This is a genomic window from Mesorhizobium sp. M2E.F.Ca.ET.209.01.1.1 (assembly GCF_004010375.2).
GTDB lineage: Bacteria > Pseudomonadota > Alphaproteobacteria > Rhizobiales > Rhizobiaceae > Mesorhizobium.
Genome location: NZ_SADP02000005.1, coordinates 115364 through 132266, shown reverse-complemented (window position 1 = coordinate 132266; position 16903 = coordinate 115364). Strand labels below are relative to the sequence as shown.

General features: G+C 65.2%; 15 protein-coding genes. 6 read left to right on the top strand and 9 right to left on the bottom strand.

Annotation, left to right across the window (positions count from 1 at the left end; translation table 11 throughout):
* Positions 1–59 precede the first annotated feature (59 nt).
* The gene (locus EN852_RS12050; protein ID WP_127873898.1) at positions 60–1610 is read right to left on the bottom strand and encodes a trimethylamine methyltransferase family protein; all 1551 of its coding nucleotides are present in this window, start codon (positions 1608–1610) and stop codon (positions 60–62) included.
* 89 nt (positions 1611–1699) lie between these two features.
* Here EN852_RS12050 and EN852_RS12045 point away from each other — a divergent pair, with 89 nt between their 5' ends.
* Positions 1700–2602 (top strand): LysR substrate-binding domain-containing protein, encoded by a 903-nt coding sequence (locus EN852_RS12045; RefSeq protein WP_127873899.1) that lies wholly within the window; start codon positions 1700–1702, stop codon positions 2600–2602.
* Positions 2603–2647: 45 nt separating this feature from the next.
* Positions 2648–4522, top strand: coding sequence for a DNA mismatch repair endonuclease MutL (gene mutL, locus EN852_RS12040; RefSeq protein WP_127873900.1), 1875 nt, complete (start codon positions 2648–2650; stop codon positions 4520–4522).
* Between the two features lie 200 nt (positions 4523–4722).
* Here the strand turns inward: mutL and EN852_RS12035 are convergent, their stop codons facing one another.
* Positions 4723–5616 carry a DMT family transporter gene (locus EN852_RS12035; protein ID WP_127873901.1) on the bottom strand — a complete coding sequence of 298 codons (894 nt, stop codon included), beginning with the start codon at positions 5614–5616 and terminating at the stop codon, positions 4723–4725.
* Between the two features lie 90 nt (positions 5617–5706).
* Between EN852_RS12035 and EN852_RS12030 the strand changes: the two genes are divergently transcribed.
* Positions 5707–6633, top strand: a complete 927-nt coding sequence (locus EN852_RS12030; protein WP_127873902.1) for a LysR substrate-binding domain-containing protein — start codon at positions 5707–5709, stop codon at positions 6631–6633.
* A gap of 8 nt (positions 6634–6641) precedes the next feature.
* Here EN852_RS12030 and EN852_RS12025 read toward each other — a convergent pair whose 3' ends face one another.
* Complete coding sequence (locus EN852_RS12025) at positions 6642–7244, bottom strand: hypothetical protein (RefSeq protein ID WP_127873903.1); 603 nt, start codon at positions 7242–7244, stop codon at positions 6642–6644.
* A gap of 115 nt (positions 7245–7359) precedes the next feature.
* On the opposite strand from EN852_RS12025, the gene EN852_RS12020 reads away from it, so the two are divergent.
* Positions 7360–7593: a DUF2093 domain-containing protein gene (locus EN852_RS12020; RefSeq protein WP_095818449.1), complete on the top strand. Its 234-nt coding sequence runs from the start codon at positions 7360–7362 to the stop codon at positions 7591–7593.
* A 183-nt stretch (positions 7594–7776) separates the two neighbouring features.
* A complete protein-coding gene (locus EN852_RS12015; RefSeq protein ID WP_127873904.1) occupies positions 7777–8709 on the top strand; it encodes a UDP-glucuronic acid decarboxylase family protein in 933 nt (310 codons plus the stop codon).
* 36 nt (positions 8710–8745) lie between these two features.
* On the opposite strand, the gene lpxK is transcribed toward EN852_RS12015, so the two are convergent.
* The 6 genes from lpxK to EN852_RS11985 form a co-directional block, all read right to left on the bottom strand.
* A complete protein-coding gene (gene lpxK / locus EN852_RS12010; RefSeq protein WP_127874399.1) occupies positions 8746–9774 on the bottom strand; it encodes a tetraacyldisaccharide 4'-kinase in 1029 nt (342 codons plus the stop codon).
* A gap of 137 nt (positions 9775–9911) precedes the next feature.
* The gene (gene waaA, locus EN852_RS12005; RefSeq protein ID WP_127873905.1) at positions 9912–11228 is read right to left on the bottom strand and encodes a lipid IV(A) 3-deoxy-D-manno-octulosonic acid transferase; all 1317 of its coding nucleotides are present in this window, start codon (positions 11226–11228) and stop codon (positions 9912–9914) included.
* The gene (locus tag EN852_RS12000; protein ID WP_127867682.1) at positions 11225–12007 is read right to left on the bottom strand and encodes a lysophospholipid acyltransferase family protein; all 783 of its coding nucleotides are present in this window, start codon (positions 12005–12007) and stop codon (positions 11225–11227) included. The genes waaA and EN852_RS12000 overlap by 4 nt, the downstream gene beginning before the upstream one ends.
* A gap of 5 nt (positions 12008–12012) precedes the next feature.
* Entirely contained in the window at positions 12013–12258 is a 246-nt protein-coding gene (locus EN852_RS11995; protein ID WP_041002569.1) for a DUF4170 domain-containing protein, read from the bottom strand.
* Between the two features lie 75 nt (positions 12259–12333).
* On the bottom strand, positions 12334–13143 hold the full coding sequence (locus EN852_RS11990; RefSeq protein ID WP_127873906.1) for a 3'(2'),5'-bisphosphate nucleotidase CysQ: 810 nt from the start codon (positions 13141–13143) through the stop codon (positions 12334–12336).
* Complete coding sequence (locus EN852_RS11985; protein WP_127873907.1) at positions 13130–14473, bottom strand: TldD/PmbA family protein; 1344 nt, start codon at positions 14471–14473, stop codon at positions 13130–13132. Before EN852_RS11985 ends, EN852_RS11990 begins: the two co-directional genes overlap by 14 nt.
* A 574-nt stretch (positions 14474–15047) precedes the next feature.
* On the opposite strand from EN852_RS11985, the gene EN852_RS11980 reads away from it, so the two are divergent.
* Positions 15048–16880, top strand: a complete 1833-nt coding sequence (locus tag EN852_RS11980; RefSeq protein WP_127873908.1) for a glycosyltransferase — start codon at positions 15048–15050, stop codon at positions 16878–16880.
* The last annotated feature ends 23 nt before the right edge of the window (positions 16881–16903 follow it).

Below are 16903 nucleotides of genomic sequence, written 5' to 3'. Positions count from 1 at the left end.
TCGTTCTCCCATTCTTATCGGGTCTTCGCCCGTTTTTGGTTCAACTAACGCCGTGTCTATCAACTAACGCTGTCGGGCAGCTTTTCCTCACGCCGCGCGATCAAATCCGCGAGACCCTCGGCAATGCCCTCGTCGAGCTTCGGCTCCTGGTAGTCGGCCAGCATGGCGCGCGCCTTTTCGCGGCCGCGCGCGTCGTGGTCCTTCGCGCCTTCGGCGCTCCATTGCTCGAAGGAATTGAAGTCCATGATGTTGGGCATGAAGAAGGCGCTCTCGAAATGCGCGAGCGTGTGCTGCGTGCCGAGGAAATGCCCTTGCGGGCCGACCTCGCGGATCGCCGCCATCGCGTCCTTGAAATCGTCGAAGGACACGCCGCCGGCATATTTGTACCAGCCAATGAGCTGCTCGCAGTCGGTGGCGAATTTCGAGTAGCCGCAGGTCAGCCCCGCCTCCAGCCAGCCAGCCGAATGCCAGATGTAGTTGGCGCCGGACAGGATCGCGGCATGCATCAGCATGTTCGCCTCGTAGCCGGCCTGGGCATCGTTGAGCTTCGAGCCGACATGGAAGCCGGAGGTGCGCCAGGGCATCTTGTATTTCCTGGCCAGCGCGCCCATCAGATACATCATCTGGGCTGCCTCCGGCGTGCCGCCCATTGGCGCGCCGGTCTTCATGTCGACGGTCACCATGAACTGGCCGTAGAGCTGCGGCGAGCCGGGCCGGATGAGCTGGGTCAAAGCCACGCCCGCAAGCGCCTCGGCGTTGACCTGCGCCACCGCGCCGACGGCCGAGGCCGAGGTCGAGGCGCCGCACAGCGCGAAAGGCGCAAGGATCAGCGGCTGGTTGTGGCTGGCATAGACGCGCATGGCGTCGATCATGGTCGCGTCCCATACCAGCGGCGAATTGCAGTTGGTGATCGCCACCAGCACGGGATTGTCGCGCACGAAATCCTCGCCGAAGACGATGCCAGCCATCGCCATCGTGTCCTCGGCGCGCTCCTTGGACGTCACGATGCCCATGAACGGCTTGTCGGAATGCTTCAGCGCCGAATGGATGATGTGGAGGTGGCGCTTCGGCACCGCGATTTCCATCGGCTCGCAGATGACCGAGCTCGAGGAATGCAGCGCTGGCGCCATGTAGGCCATCTTGTGGAAATTGTTGAGGTCAGCGAGCGTGCCGTAGCGGCGCTTGTTGTCGAGGTCGCGGATATAGGGCGCGCCATACATCGGCACGAAAATCGAGTTCTTGCCGCCGACGCGCACGGTGCGCTCGGGGTTGCGTGCATGCAGCGTGAACTCCGCTGGAACTTTCGAGACCAGCTCCATCAGCAGCGCGCGGTCGATGCGCACGCGCGTTTGCCTGACATCGGCGCCCGCCGCCTTCCAGAGCTCGATCGCCCCGTCGTCGCGGAATTCGCACCCCACCTCCTCGAGGATCTTCAGCGATTCCTCGTGGATCAGCTCCACGGCCTCGTCGGGCACGATCTCGTAGGCGGGGATCTTGCGCACAAGGGTCGGGAAGGACGCTATCGGCGCGCTTCTCAGCGCCTTGCGGCCAAGGCGGCCGCCGCCGCGGCGGTGGGTCTGTTCGGTCAGTTCGACGGCCGGTGCGTTCATGGAGCCTCCTTCTTCCCGCCACCCACGTTAGCGAGACGAAATATGGATGTGACGCTGGAAAATCCTGATCTCTTGTATAAGCTCACCTTATGCGAAGCCTACGCCACCTCCTGCCCTCGGCCGGCAGCCTGATCGTGTTCGAAGCCGCGGGCCGACTGTCCAGCTTCACCGCCGCCGGGCGCGAGCTCGGCATGACGCAGGCGGCCGTCTCCTATGCGGTGCGCGGACTGGAGGAACAGCTCGGCGCCAAGCTCTTCCAGCGGCGCCACCGCCAGGTGGTTCTTACGGAAGCCGGCGAACGTTTCCACGCCGACGTGTCGCTGGGCCTGTCGCATATCCGCAAATCGGCGGAAGACCTTCGCTTGCAGGCGACCGGCGGGCATGTGACCTTGGCCGCCTCGACCGCCTTCGGCTCGTTCTGGATGATGCCACGCCTGCAGCAGTTCCGCGACGAATTGCCGGGCGTCGACCTGCGCATCCAGACCGCCGACCGCGACCTCGACATCATCGCCGAGGGGATTCCGCTCGGGGTGCGCGGCGGCGTGCCGCGCGACTGGCCGGACTATCATTCGCTGTCGCTGTCCGACGAAGAAATCTTCCCGGTCGCCGGCCCCAGCTATCTCGGCAGGTTCGGCATGCCCAAGACGGTCGAGGAACTGGCCACGCACCGGCTGATCCATCTCGAAGAACCCTATCGCGAGGCCCCGACCTGGGACGAATGGTTCGCCTCAGCCGGCACCAGCCTGCGCAATGCCGAGCGCGGCCTGCGCATCAACGACTATGCGCTGGTGATCCAGGCGGTGATGGAAGGGCAAGGCATCTCCCTCGGCTGGCGGCACCTGGTCGAGCGCCTCGTGGCCTCAGGGCTGCTGGTGCCGGTGACCGATCATGTGATGCGGACCGGCATCGGCTTCCATGTCATCTGGCCGAAGAACCGCGATCTCAGCGACAACGCGCGCAGGGTCAGGGACTGGCTGGTGGCGCAGGCGTGAACTTGCCCCTCCCCCACGACGTTCGAATCCGCCTATAATCGCCGCATGCCCATTCGCCAGCTTTCCGAAACGATGATCAACCAGATCGCCGCCGGCGAGGTCATCGAGCGTCCGGCGAGCGTGGTGAAGGAGCTGGTCGAGAATGCGCTCGATGCCGGCGCGTCGCGCGTCGAAATCGTCACCGCCGGCGGCGGGCTGAACCTCATCCGCGTCACCGATGACGGCTCGGGTATCCCCGAGCGGGAACTGGCGCTGGCGGTTGCACGGCATTGCACTTCGAAGCTTTCCGACGACATCCATGACATCCGCTCGCTCGGCTTTCGCGGCGAGGCGCTGCCCTCGATCGGTTCTGTCGCGCGGCTGTCGATCCGCTCGCGCACGGCGAGCGGCGACAGCGCGGCCGAGATTGGCATCGACGGCGGCCGTGTCTCGGCGGTGAAGCCGGCGGCGGCGAATCGCGGCACCACGGTCGAGGTGCGCGACCTCTTCTTCGCCACCCCGGCCAGGCTCAAATTCATGAAGGGCGAACGCGCCGAAAGCTCGGCCACCAGCGACGTGGTCAAGCGCATCGCCATCGCCTTCCCGGCCGTGCGCTTCACGCTGGCCGGCGCCGACCGCTCGACCTTGGAACTGCCGGCGACGGACGACACACCGGAAGGTCGGCTAGCCCGCGTCGCGCAAGTGATGGGCAAGGATTTCCCCGACAACGCCATCGCCATCGATGCCATGCGCGACGGCGTGCATCTGGCCGGCCACGTCTCGATCCCGTCCTACACGCGCGCCAACGCGTTGCAGCAATATGCCTATGTCAACGGACGGCCGGTGCGCGACAAGCTGATCGCCGGCGCTATCCGTGGCGCCTTCGCCGATGTGCTGCCGCGCGACCGCCATGCCGTCACCGTGCTCTTCCTGTCGCTCGATCCCTCGACGGTCGACGTCAACGTGCATCCGGCCAAGGCCGATGTGCGCTTCCGCGATCCGGGCCTGGTGCGCGGGCTGATCGTCGGCGCCATCCGCGAAGCGCTGGCCGGCGCCGGCATCCGCGCGGCGACCACGGACGCCGCTGGCATGATGGCGGCATTCCGGCCGGGCGCGACGCCCTATGCGCATCCCGGCCCGACCGGCGGTCACCGCAGCTACGAGGCGGCCTATCACGCTTCCGGCTCCAGCGGCTTCGACCCGTTGCGCTCGGCGCAGCGACCGCTCGACATGGGTTACGGCGCAGCAAGGCCGCGAGCGAACGGCTTTGCGGAAAGCGAGCAAGCGGCTTTCGACACCGGACCGGTCGCCAGCGCCGATACCCGTGCCGGCGCGGCCGAGCCGGCCGAGGCGCTGCTCGGCATGGTGCTGGGCGCGGCGCGCGCGCAGGTGCATGAGAACTATATCGTCGCTCAGACCCGGGATTCACTCGTCATCGTCGACCAGCATGCCGCGCATGAGCGACTGGTCTATGAGGCGTTGAAGAACGCGCTGCATTCGCGCGCGGTGCCCTCGCAGATGCTTCTGCTGCCCGAGATCGTCGACCTGCCGGAGGAAGACGCCGAGCGGCTGGCGATGCATTCCGACACGCTCGCCAAATTCGGCCTCGGCCTGGAGCGGTTCGGCCCCGGCGCGGTGGCGGTGCGCGAGACGCCGTCGATGCTCGGCGAAACCAATGTGCAGCAATTGGTGCGCGACCTCGCCGACGAGATCGCCGACAACGACACGGTCGAGACGCTCGAAGAGCGGCTCGACAAGATCGCCGCCACCATGGCCTGTCACGGTTCCGTCCGCTCGGGGCGGCTGCTCAAGGCCGAGGAGATGAACGCGCTGCTGCGCCAGATGGAGGCGACGCCAGGATCCGGCACCTGCAACCATGGTAGGCCGACCTATATCGAGCTCAAGCTTGCCGATATCGAAAGGCTGTTCGGGCGGCGGTGAGTGCGCCACGGCCCCTCACCCAGCCTCCGCTTCGCTCGGCTGACCTCTCCCCGGTGGGGAGAGGAGATTGTCGGCGCCGGCGCCAATCTCTTCTCCCCATGGGGAGAAGGTGGCCGCGAAGCGGCCGGATGAGGGGGCAAGAAAAGAGCCGCTCGATGCGGCTCTTTTCTTGAATCAGGAAACGACTTCAACCCACTGATCTACCGCTTCAAATTCACCACGATCACGCCACCCAGCGCCAGTGCGCCGCCAAGGATACCGAGCAGCGACGGCACTTCGCCCAGCCAGAAGAAGCCGATCAGCGCGGAGGTAGGCGAAACCAGGTAGAGGAAGTTCGAGGCGCGGGCGGCAGGCAGGCGCGAGAGCGCGGTTGCCCAGGCGGCATAGGCGATCAACGAGGGCACGATGCCGAGATAGATGACGGCGCCAAGGCCGGCATGGTCAGCGACGGCGGCCTGCCGGAATGCCTCGGGCAGGAACGGCGACAGGCAGAGCGCGCCGAGCACCATGTTGGAGGCGGAGATCGTCAGCGGATGGTGGCGGGCAAAGAGCGGCTTCTGCACGATGGTATTGACGGCTGAACAGAGTGCCGAGCCCAGCACCAGCAGCGCACCGGTGTTGAAATGCAGGCCGTGTCCGTCGGCGACCGCGATGATGCCGATGCCGGCAAAGGAGATCACCGTGCCCAGCCAGGCGATGCCGGAAAAGCGCTCGCCGAGCAGCGCCATCGCCATGATTGCGGTGAAGATCGGGCTGACATTGATGATGAAGCCGGCGGCGCCCGCCGAGACGGTGAGCTCGCCGAAATTGAGCATGGCGGTGTAGAGCGCGACGAAGATGGCGCCGCCGAAGGCGAAGCGCCAAAGCTCGTCGATCCTGGGCAGCGCCGGGCGTTTCACGGCGAGGAATATGGCGGCCGGAACCGCCGCGATGGCAAAGCGCAACGCACCGAGCTCCAGCGGCTGGAAGGCGGCGAGGCCGGCGCGGATCGCGGGGAAAGCCGAGGCCCAGCCAAGCACCGTCAGCGCCACCGCGATGACCGCCGTGCCGTCCATGCGCTGTGTCTCATTCAACGTACCGGTGTAAGCGCTCATTGCCGTAACCTCGTCTTTTTGTGTCATGGATGCAGAAAACGCTATTGCCGGCCAATTGACAAACGAGCAAATCGAGGGTCAGCTGTGAGCATGGATCACAGCTCGGACCAGATATTGCCGTTGGAAACCTTGCGCGCCTTCGATGCCGCGGCGCGCACGGGGAGCTTTTCTGCGGCGGCCGAAAAACTCAATCTCACCCATGGCGCGGTGAGCCGGCAGATCGCCAAGCTTGAAGACTGGCTGGGGCTGAAAGTCTTCGAGCGCAATGCGCGCGGCGTGACACTGACCATCGAGGGCAATCGCCTGCATCTTCGCACCACGGAGGCCTTCGCGCTGATCTCGGTCAATTCCGACCGCTGGGTCGAGCCGCGCGGCTCAGCCGTGGTGCGGCTTGCCTCGATCCCCTCGGTGAGCGGGCTGTGGCTGATGCCGCGCATGGCCGCATTGGAAAACCATCCGACCAAGTTGCGTATCGTGCTCGATGTCGACAATCGCCAGGCCGACCTTGCCGACGAAGGCATCGATCTTTCGGTGCGCTGCGGCCGCGGCCGCATTCCCGGCCGCGTCTCGGTGCAGCTTTTCGAGGAGCAGATTTTCCCGATCGCCTCGCCGGAACTCGCCAAGGAGATCGGACGGGGCGACCCTGCGCGGCTGCTGAAGTACCCGCTGATCAACGATTCCGATGCATCCGGATGGCGCGCATGGCTCGCCGCGCAAGACATCGATTACCGCCCCCGTCCGCAGGACAGGCGTTTCGAGGATTACAATCTGGTGCTGGACGCGGCGGCGCATGGGCTGGGCATCGCGCTGGCGCGGCCGCCGCTGACCGCGGACCAGCTCCAATCGGGCCGTATCGTTGCCGTCGACGAGCGCGTTGCGCTCAATCCGGTGTCTTACTGGATGGACCGCCCGGTCGGCCGGCCGCGCGCGGCTGCGGCAGATCTTGCCGGGCGCATTGCCGAACAGGCGGGGCTTGCCCCGGAAAAGCTCGAGGCTTTCCTTCAGGATGATGCCTAAGGACTGGCTTAGCGAAGCAACAGAACCATGATGGTTGCCGTCACCGCCGAGACGATGGCCGTGACGACCGAGATCGTCCAAAGGGAGATCGGCGCGGATTCCGATCGCGGCGCGTGACCAGCCGAGCGGACCGCGGCGCTACGAGGCTGCGGCGCGTTGGCGTTGGCCGCAACCAGCACCGCGGCGGAAGCAACGGCCGGCGAAAAAGTGGACGGCGCCGGCGCAACCACGGGCCTGGACACATTGTCTGCAGCCGCTGCCTGCGGTGAGGCGAAGCCGCGCGGCGCCTGGTCGGCATCCGCCGCCGCCCTTCCCGTCGAGGGTCTTGCCGGCGCTCCGTCGGTGACGGCATCGGGCTCCATCACGGCCCGGTAAGCGTCCTCGACCTCGGAGGACGACAGGCGTTGCGGTGCCTGGGCGGCAGGGCGCGGTTGCGCGCTTTGCAGCGACTGGGCCGCGATCTGCGCCGCCTGCCCCGTCGAGGGCGCCGGCGGCTGGATCAGCGTCTTGATCAAAGCCGCCGCGGCCGGATCGGCCTTGGGCAACGGCACCGGCTGCGGGGTGAGCGCTTCACCGATCAGTGCGTTCAAGCGGGTCAAGGGGATGTCCATGCCGGCTTCCGGAAACCATTTCTCTACTTGAGCCATACCGCATGAGCATTGCGTCAAGCTTGACGTTGCCGGCAATTTGTGGCGATTGAAACCCGATGAACGCAAGCGTCCTTTCATGATGAACCGTTTCGAAGGCCCGGGCGGCAGGGAAGCCCGGATCCGCTATCTCGACGGCGACTTCCAGGTCACCAGCCCAGGCGCGTTCGTGCGCTGCGCGGTGACGGGCGAGAACATTCCGCTCGACGAGCTCAAATATTGGAGCGTCGCCCGGCAGGAACCCTATGTGAACGCCGCGGTCTCGCTTGCCCGCGAGATCGAGATGCATCCGGAACTGCGCAAGCGGGGATAGGCCAGGCTCTGCTTAGAATGCCTCACGATCCGGCGTCCTCCTCTTGTGGAATCGAGCCCATGCAGGTTCGCAGCCAAATGTCGCCGGTGGCCGATCACCAGCGGCAAAAACCCTTTTCCGATACGCGTGACAGGCTCGTGACTCTGCGGCTATAGACAATGCCGTGGGTATTGGGGATTTGCTGTGAAGGCTCTGGTGACCGGCGGCGCCGGCTTTATTGGTTCGCATCTGTGCGACCTGTTGCTGGCAAGAGGCCATGAAGTAGTATGTCTCGACAATTTCTCGACTGGTTCGGATGAGAACATCCGGCACCTTCTCGGCAATGTACGGTTCAGCCTGCTGAGGCACGACGTCACCGTGCCGCTTCAGGCCGAGGCCGATGAGATCTTCAATCTCGCTTGCCCCGCATCGCCTGTTCACTATCAGCGCATTCCGATCGAGACGACAAAGGCCTGCGTCTATGGCGCCATCAACATGCTCGATCTTGCATGTGCTTCGGGCGCGAGAATCCTTCAGGCGTCGACGTCCGAGGTCTATGGCGATCCGCAAGTCCATCCTCAGACCGAGGCCTATTGGGGCCATGTCAACCCGATCGGCCCGCGCAGCTGCTACGATGAAGGCAAAAGATGCGCCGAAGCGCTGTTCTTCGACTATCGGCGCCGGTCGCAACTGCCGATCAAGGTGGTGCGCATCTTCAATACATACGGGCCTCGCATGCATCCTTCGGATGGGCGCGTGGTCAGCAATTTCATCGTCCAGGCGTTGCGCAACGACCCCATAACCATCTACGGCGACGGAAGCCACACGCGCAGCTTCTGCTACGTCGACGACCTGGTGGAAGCCATGGCCGGGATGATGGCCACGTCCGACGATTTCGTCGGCCCCGTCAACATCGGAAACCCGATGGAAGTCACGATCCTCGAGCTGGCCGAACTGGTGCTGGGCATCGTCGGCGGCAGGTCCAAGATTGAGTTCAAACCCCTCCCGGAAGACGATCCGCAACAGCGCCAACCCGATATAGGCCTGGCGCGTTCGGCGTTGGGCTGGTCTCCTCGTGTTGCCCTCGAAGACGGGCTTGGCGAGACCGTTCGCTATTTCCGTGGGCTTATCAACTGACGGCGGGGCACCGGATCGACCAGGCGCACCGGAAGCTCAGCCACGCATCTTGCGCTGACGCCAGGCGTCGAGCGTCTCGTCTATGATGCGTTCGGGCACGTGATCAAGCTCGAAGACGGCCTCGATATCGAGCACGTCCAGTTGATCGAGGAAACCGGCGGGCACCTCGCCGTGGCGCAGCCGCGCGGCGTCCTTCGCCGTGGTGACGAGGCGCAGCCCTTCCTGGCGGGCAAGCGCCAGAAGGTCGGCAAGCTCGTCCTGGGCGTAGAAATGATGGTCGGGAAAGGCACGTGACTGGGCCACTTCGCCGCCCGCGCCGCGCACCGTGTCGAAGAATTTCTCCGGATGACCGATGCCGGCGAAGGCAAGGAAGCGGCCGCCTGCGAAGCGCGACGGGTCCGCCGGCTCGACATGCGCCAGGAAGATCGGCCGGCCGGCGCGCGCCGCCTGGCGCACGACGCCGTCGGCGGCAGCTCCCTCGCCCATCTTCAGCAGGCCGCTGGTGAAGACCAGTTGGTCGACGATCTTGGCGCGAAGCGGTCCGCCCGGAATGACGCGGCCGTTGCCGACGCCGAAGCGGGCGTCGACCACGACCAGCGCATAGTCGACATGGATGCGCGCCGACTGGAAGCCGTCATCCATGATCAGGAAGTCGCAGCCATGTCCCTCGATGAGCAGTTTCGCGCCGGCGGCGCGGTTCGCCGTCACCGCCACCGGCGCATGTTCGGCCAGAAGCAGCGGCTCGTCGCCGACATGCTTGGCGGCGTCGTGATGCGCATCGACGACATGCGGCCTGGCGAACGAGCCGCCATGGCCACGCGAGAGGAAGCCTGGCGTGAGCTGCATGCGCTTGGCTTGCTTGGCCAGGGCAATGGCGACCGGCGTCTTGCCGCTGCCGCCGACGGTCAGATTGCCGACGCACAGCACGGGCGCCGCGACCTTCTCGCGAGGAGCGTGGCGCATACGGCGACCGGCGACCAGCCCATAGACCGCGGAGGCCGGCGACAGCGCGAAGACGCGCCAGTCCGGCTTTTCCCACCAGAAGGGCGGCGCTTCGCTGGTCATCGCGCGGCTTTCGCGCGTGGCGCCTTCGCGCATGACCCTATCCAAAAACCGGGTCCGATTTTTGGCGTCATACGTTCTACCCCTCGTTTCACGCAATTCCGAACGGAAAACCGTTACACACTTTTCCTGGAATTGCTTTAGCGCCCGTTAGCGCCTTTCAGGCGCGCCTTGACGACCAGCGGCTGGATATAGGGCTCCAGCGATCTCAGCGTGCGGGCAAGCGCGCCGCGCATCTCGTCGACGGTGGCGGCACCCGCCGCGATCATTTCGTGGCGCGCCACTTCGTTGGTCAGAAGGAAGTTGACGGCGCCGGTCAGCATGTCGCGGTCGCGCACCAGCTTGGCGCCGCCGCTGTCGAGCAGGCGCTGGTAGGCCTCGCGGAAATTCTGCACGTTGCGGCCGGCAAGCACCGCGGTTTCGAGCATTGCGGGCTCAAGCGGATTCTGGCCGCCTTCCGAGGTCAGCGAACGGCCGACGAAAGCGATCTCGGTCAGCCTCAGGTAAAGCCCCATCTCGCCGATCGTGTCGCCCAGAAGGATATCGGTGTCGGGCGAGATGCGGTCGCCCTTGCTGCGCCTTGCTACGGTCAGGCCCATGCCGGAAATCTGCGCGGCAAGCGCGTCGGCACGATCGGGATGACGCGGCACGATGATGGTCAGAAGCCCATGATGGCGCCTGTGCAGGCTGGCATGGACCTCGGCGGCCACGACCTCCTCGCCGTCATGGGTCGATATCGCCGCCCAGGTCGGGCGGTTGCCGATCTGGCGCTGCAGGGTGGCCAGGGCCCGCTCGTCGACCGGCGGCGGATTGGTGTCGACCTTGAGGTTGCCGGAAACCGTGACCGGCCGAGCACCGAGCGCGCGAAACCGTTCGCCGTCTACATCCGATTGGGCGATGACATGGGCGAGGTTCTCGAACAGCGCCTCGGCGACGCCGGCGCGCTTCTTCCAGGAGGTGAAGGAGCGGTCCGACAGCCGGCCATTGACCAGGACCTGCGGCACGTTGCGGGCGCCGAGTTCCAGGATGGTCATCGGCCAGATCTCCGATTCGGCGATGATCGCCAGTTCCGGCCGCCAGTGGTCGAGGAAGCGGCTGACGGCGGGCTTGAGGTCAAGCGGCACATATTGGTGGATGATGCGCTCGCCGAGGCGCTCGTCGGCGACCTTGGCAGAGGTCACGGTGCCGGTGGTCAGGACGATGTTGACGCCGTAGTCGAGGATGCTCTCGACCAACGGCACCACAGCGATCGTCTCGCCGACGCTTGCCGCATGGATCCAGATCACCGGCCCTTCCGGCCGGGGCCGGCCGGCGACGCCATAGCGCTCGCGGCGCCGGGCGCGATCCTCCTTGCCGCGCGAGGCGCGCCAGGCGACATAAGGACCGATCAACGGATAAGCGGCCGCCCCCGCATAGCGGTAGGCGGTCAGGGCCGCACGCGCCCAGCGCTCGCTCATTTGCCGCCATCCACGAGGCGATAGGCCTCGGCCATTGCGGCGTTGAGGGAGGCGGTGACCTCCTGGCGCTTGCGCTCCATCTCGGCATCGTCGGCATCGGCCGGCACGAAGACCGGGGGTCCCACGATAACCGCGGAGCGCCCGAAAGGCAGGTTGATGGTTGTCTTGTCCCAGCTCTTCTCAAGCACCTTGCGGCGGCTGGTGGCGATGGCCGACGGGAGGATCGGCCGGCCGGAAAGCCTTGCCAGAAGAACGATGCCAAGCCCGGCGTCGCGCGGCTTACCGTTCGGAATGTCGGCGATCATGGCGACATTCTTGCCGGCGATGAGCGACTTCCTGAGCGCGATCAAGGCCTTGGCGCCACCCTTGTCGAGATGTTTCGAACTGTTGCGGCCGCCGGAACCGCGCACCGCCTCGATGCCGAATTTCTCGATCATCAGCGCCTGGAGCTCAGCGTCGGCGCTGCGCGAAACCATGGCGACCAGCGGCCGGCCCTTGGGGTAATAGGCAGGCGTCAGAAGATGCTGGCCATGCCAGAGCGCGATGATGCCGGGCTCAAGATGCGCATAAGCGCCGCCGGCCACCTTCGTCGAGCCTTCGACGAGCGGGCTGGTGAGGCGAATCAGCCGCAGGAACCAGGCGAACAGGCTGGCGATGAAATTCTTGACGAAGCTCGACTGCGCCAACGGCTCGCGGATGCGCCGCCACAGCGTGCGCGTTCCGCCGCGTCTGGCGGCGCGCCGCCGCCTGGTCGCCCCTTTCACCGCTTCATGCTCCATCGACGTCAACCGCCGACCTTCGATTCTGGGTCGAGCAGACGGTGCAGATGCACAACGAAATAACGCATATGGGCATTGTCAACACTGGCTTGCGCCTTCGCCTTCCAAGCAGCGTGCGCCGATTGATAGTCGGGGTAGATGCCGACGATGTCGAGCGCGTCCAAGTCACGAAACTCGGTTCCACCCAGCTTTTTCAGCTCTCCACCGAAAACCAGGTGCAAAAGCTGTTTCTTTCCGTCTTCCACGGCCATGCCGATCCTTCGCAGATTCATGAATTTTGTGAAACGTTTAGCCCAAAGAGACCGATTTTGGAACTGCGGGCCGACTCACCCTTGATCAATCTCCGCGATGACCCTGGCGAGGACGCTAAGCAATTCACCGCTGCCGGCGGCGAGCGCGCCGTGATTGATCACCTCGCCGGCGTAGCGCGGCGGCTTGCCGCCGCGATCAAGCAGTGCGCCGCCGGCCTCGGTGAGGATGAGATCGGCGGCAGCGATGTCCCAGTCATGCGCATTCGGCTTGACGAAGGTCGCATCGAGCTTGCCGGCGGCAATCATCGCCAGCCGGTAGGCGAGCGACGGAATGTAGGCCGTCCGCCGCAACCGGTCGTGCCAGCCTTGCGGCATCCGATCGACCAGCGGCTTGGGGCCGCCGATATCGACGCTCTCACCCAGCGGACGCACATGGATGCGCTTGTCGTTGAGATAGGCGCCCTCGCCCGGCAGCGCCCAGTAGGTCTCATGCTTGGCCGGGCATTCGAGCACGCCGGCGAGCGAGCGGCCGTCCTCGACCACGGCGACGCTGACGCACCAGGAATGCAGGCCGTCGAGAAAGCCGCGCGTGCCGTCGATCGGGTCGACGACGAAGGTGCGGCGGGCCGACAGCCTGGCGTGGTCATCGGCGGTCTCTTCCGACAGCCAGCCATAATCCGGACGCGCCTTGAGCAAGGTCTCGCGCAGATAGGCGTCGGCAGCATGGTCTGCCTCGCTCACCGGCGAGGTGCCGCCCTTCATCCACACCTGGGGGTTGTTGCCGAAATAGCGCAACGCGATAAGACCGGCCTCGCGGGCCGCCTCGCGCAGCAGAGCAAGATCTTCTGCGGCCTCGCTCGATGTCAGCTCGTCAAGCACCGGCAAGGGTCATCCCTTCGATCAGGAGCGTCGGCGCAGCCGTGCCGAAATTGCGGTCGAGATCGCTCGCCGGCACCATGTTGAGGAACATGGTCTTCAGGTTGGAGGCAATCGTCACCTCGGCCACCGGATAGGCCAGCGCGCCGTTCTCGATCCAGTAGCCGGAGGCGCCGCGGCTGTATTCGCCGGTCACCATGTCGACGCCCTGGCCGAACACCTCGGTGACGTAGAAGCCGCGCTTCAGCGACGCGATCAGGTCGTCCGGCGAACGCTCGCCGGGCTCGATGGCAAGGTTGGTCGAGGACGGCGAGACCGAGGAACCGCTGCGCGAGCCGCGGCCGTTGGTGACGAGACCAAGCTCGCGCGCGGCCGAGGTCGACAGGAACCAGTGATTGAGCACGCCCTTCTCGACCATCAGCAGCTTGTCGCCCTCGACGCCTTCGCCGTCGAAGGGGCGCGAGGCCTGGCCACGCCGGCGCAAGGGCTCGTCGGTGACGGTGATCGCGGCCGACGCAACTTGCTTGCCCATCATGTCGCGCAGGAAGCTGGTCTTGCGGGCGACCGCCGCGCCGTTGATGGCGCCGGCGAGATGGCCGGCAATGCCGCGCGCGACGCGCGGATCGCACACCACATCGACCGGGCCGGTCGCCGCCTTGCGGGCGCCGAGCCGACGCACCGCGCGTTCGCCGGCCTTGCGGCCGATGTCTTCCGGCGCGTCGAGATCGGCGAAATGCTGGCGCGATGAAAATTCGTAGTCGCGCTCCATCGCCGTGCCCTCGCCGGCGATGACGCTGGTCGAGCGCGAGAAGCGCGAGGCGACATATTGGCCGACAAAGCCATGCGAGGTGGCGAGCACGAGCCCACCCAGTCCGGCGCCGGCGCTGCTGCCCGAGGAATTGGTGACGCCCTTGACGGCCAATGCGGCTGCTTCGGCGGCAAGGGCCGCCTCTTTCAACTGGTCGGCCGACACCTCGGTCGGGTCGAAGAGATCGAGATTGCGCAAATTGCGGGCAAGCAGCGCGGGATCGGCAAGACCCTGGAACGGATCCTGCGGGGAGACCTTAGCCATGGCCACCGCGCGCTCGGCAAGCGATTTCGGATCGGAAGCGGCGGTGGCCGAGACGCTCGCCACACGCTGGCCGACGAAGACGCGTAGCGACACATCCTCGCTCTCCGACGATTCGGTGCCCTCGACCTTGCCCAGCCGCACCGAGACGCCGGCAGAGCGGCCGCGAACCGCCACCGCATCGGCCGCGTCGGCGCCGGCACGCCTGGCGGCCTCGACGAGCGCCGTCACGCGATCGGTCAATTTCGCCGCGTCGAGCTGGTTGGTCATACAGTTATTCCTGTTTGTTCGAGCAGTCCGTTAAGGCGTCATTCCGTCGAAGGCCAGCAGGATCGTCCCTGCCGCACCGTCGTGGGTGCAGTGCAACATCCATGAATACCTTGCACCATCTATTGTTCCGCCGGCGCTTGCGCAATGGGCGAGGGCCGATCCAGGCGCCGCGACCAAATCGCCCAAGGGCCGGCAGGACGTCCGCGGTCCATCCTCGTTCCGGAGTTTTCGCATAACGCCCCTTCAACTTCCCGGTCCGTGATCCTGACGAAATCCGCGCTTTCTATGACGAGCGCCCGTTTAATTCGCGGCTCATCCGGCACCCGGGCCAGTTCGACCTCCATCGTCAGATTTCGGCGCAGTCCCGTCGATGGAGGGACTTCGGCGCGGCCCCACGCACAAGTCTGTCGTCGACGGGGCGGAGCGACCGATGGTACGCTGCAGGCTTGCCTGTGATTTTCGGGCAATGGGTTGGAATTAAAGAGGTGCCGATCACCGGGGCAGGGTGTTCGCGCACCGGCAATTGGAACTGGTCACGTTGCTCGCTTCGGGCACCGGACCTCATGGGGGAAGAATGGATTATTTCGCAGGTGGACGGTTTACCTATGACTGGACCTCCCATCACCTGAACCTTTGGGAGGAATTCCTCCGCGACAGGATCGACACCGCGACCGCAGTGCTGGAAATCGGCTCATTCGAGGGCCGCTCCGCGCTGTTTTTCCTGCAATTCCTGCCAAAATCCCGCATCACCTGCGTGGATACCTTTCAGGGCAGCGAAGAGCATGTGGAGCGCGGCTCGGAATATGGATCCGACATGGCCGAGGTCGAAAGACGTTTCGACCAGAACCTCATGCCCTTCGCCGACCGGGTCGAGAAGCGCAAGGGCTGCTCGGTGGTGGTCCTGCCGGCACTCGCCGCCGAACAGCGACTGTACGACGTGATCTATGTCGATGGCGATCATTCCGCCGTATCCACCTACACCGATGCCAGACTGGGTTGGGACCTGCTCGACAAGGACGGCCTGATGATCCTGGACGACTATCGGTGGGGAAGAGACCGGCCGGCGGCAAAACGTCCCGCGGTGGGAATGGAAGCCTTCCTGCAGCAGATCGCCGGCGAATATGAGCTGCTGCACCAGGACCAGCAGATCGTCATACGCAAAATCAAGATCGGCGGGGCATCGATCGGCGCAACCAAGTCATTCACGATCGCTGGGCGCGATATCGGCGAGCTTGCGGGCGGCGCGTTGTCGCCGCCGCTCGTCAGCTTCGTTGTCATCAACTGGAACTACGGCCGCTATGTCGGCGCGACAATCGACTCCATACGCAGGCAGGACTATCCGCATTTCGAGTGCATCGTCATCAACAACGGGTCGACCGACGACAGCGCGGAGGTGATTGCCCGGCATATCGAAGGCGATCCGCGTTTCCGGATGGAAACGCTGGCGCAAAACCATGGCCAGCTCGGCGCCGCCCTGTGGTCGCTGGACAAGGTGAATGGCGGATTCGTGACCTTCGTGGACGCGGATGACGTGCTGTTCGACAATTACGCCTCGATGCACATCCAGGTGCATATGGCGCTGCGGCGAAGCGTCGGCTTCACCTCGGCCAACGTCGCCGAGATGGATTCGACGGGCAAGACCCTTACCGCCTCGTATTTGCACCACCGGCTGGACAAGACGGACGCGCAGCGCGGCCTTCGCGGAGAGCAGACGGTCCTGCGGCTGCCTACGGTTTCTCCGTCGCAGTATCGGTTTCTCGACGCCAACACGGCGACTATACCGCGGTGGCACACAGGCTGGCTCTGGGCGCCCGGCAGCGCCAACATGTTCCGCACCTCGGTGCTGCGTCTGTTGCGGCTGGATGATGGCAGCAAGCCGCGGATGACAGCGGCGGACGGGTATTTCAACACAATATGCCATGCAGTTGCCGGCAGCGCGCTGATCGACATGCCGCTGTCGGGCTATCGCCTGCACTCGAGCAACTATTTTGCGGCCGGAGAAAGCATCGAGGGCATGCGCGGCGGAACGAGAAGCTACGCGGCCAAGTCGCAGCAATTCACATATGAGAGCGTGCGGTTCCTGGTAGAACAGAGCGATCGTTTCGACTGGCTGCTCGGACCGGAATTCTGGCCGATTGTCGACAGGGTCACGCGTGAGAGCGGGAGAGAGTTGCGCGACTATTTCAGGAATGAGCTCGCGGTTGAAATTTTCAGACAAAACGCACCGCAACTAAGGTCCGTTTTCGGCGACGAGAAATTCCGCAGAGAGATCACGAACCGCTTCCCCGGCGCACAAGCCAGGTCAATCCTGCGAGCCGGTTTCGGAGGCCGAATTCCGATAAGCCATCTGCACAAGTCGCTGTTCCGCGATTTCCGCGCATTCCTGGGGTGGACTCGGAAACGGTGATAACCCGGTCGGGATGCTCCAGC

Coding starts and splice junctions, on each gene's coding strand:
- EN852_RS12050 (WP_127873898.1), bottom strand. CDS start 1,610: ATGAACGCACCGGCCGTCGAACTGACCGAACAGACCCACCGCCGCGGC.
- EN852_RS12045 (WP_127873899.1), top strand. CDS start 1,700: ATGCGAAGCCTACGCCACCTCCTGCCCTCGGCCGGCAGCCTGATCGTG.
- mutL (WP_127873900.1), top strand. CDS start 2,648: ATGCCCATTCGCCAGCTTTCCGAAACGATGATCAACCAGATCGCCGCC.
- EN852_RS12035 (WP_127873901.1), bottom strand. CDS start 5,616: ATGAGCGCTTACACCGGTACGTTGAATGAGACACAGCGCATGGACGGC.
- EN852_RS12030 (WP_127873902.1), top strand. CDS start 5,707: ATGGATCACAGCTCGGACCAGATATTGCCGTTGGAAACCTTGCGCGCC.
- EN852_RS12025 (WP_127873903.1), bottom strand. CDS start 7,244: ATGGACATCCCCTTGACCCGCTTGAACGCACTGATCGGTGAAGCGCTC.
- EN852_RS12020 (WP_095818449.1), top strand. CDS start 7,360: ATGATGAACCGTTTCGAAGGCCCGGGCGGCAGGGAAGCCCGGATCCGC.
- lpxK (WP_127874399.1), bottom strand. CDS start 9,774: ATGACCAGCGAAGCGCCGCCCTTCTGGTGGGAAAAGCCGGACTGGCGC.
- waaA (WP_127873905.1), bottom strand. CDS start 11,228: ATGAGCGAGCGCTGGGCGCGTGCGGCCCTGACCGCCTACCGCTATGCG.
- EN852_RS12000 (WP_127867682.1), bottom strand. CDS start 12,007: ATGGAGCATGAAGCGGTGAAAGGGGCGACCAGGCGGCGGCGCGCCGCC.
- EN852_RS11995 (WP_041002569.1), bottom strand. CDS start 12,258: ATGGCCGTGGAAGACGGAAAGAAACAGCTTTTGCACCTGGTTTTCGGT.
- EN852_RS11985 (WP_127873907.1), bottom strand. CDS start 14,473: ATGACCAACCAGCTCGACGCGGCGAAATTGACCGATCGCGTGACGGCG.
- EN852_RS11980 (WP_127873908.1), top strand. CDS start 15,048: ATGGATTATTTCGCAGGTGGACGGTTTACCTATGACTGGACCTCCCAT.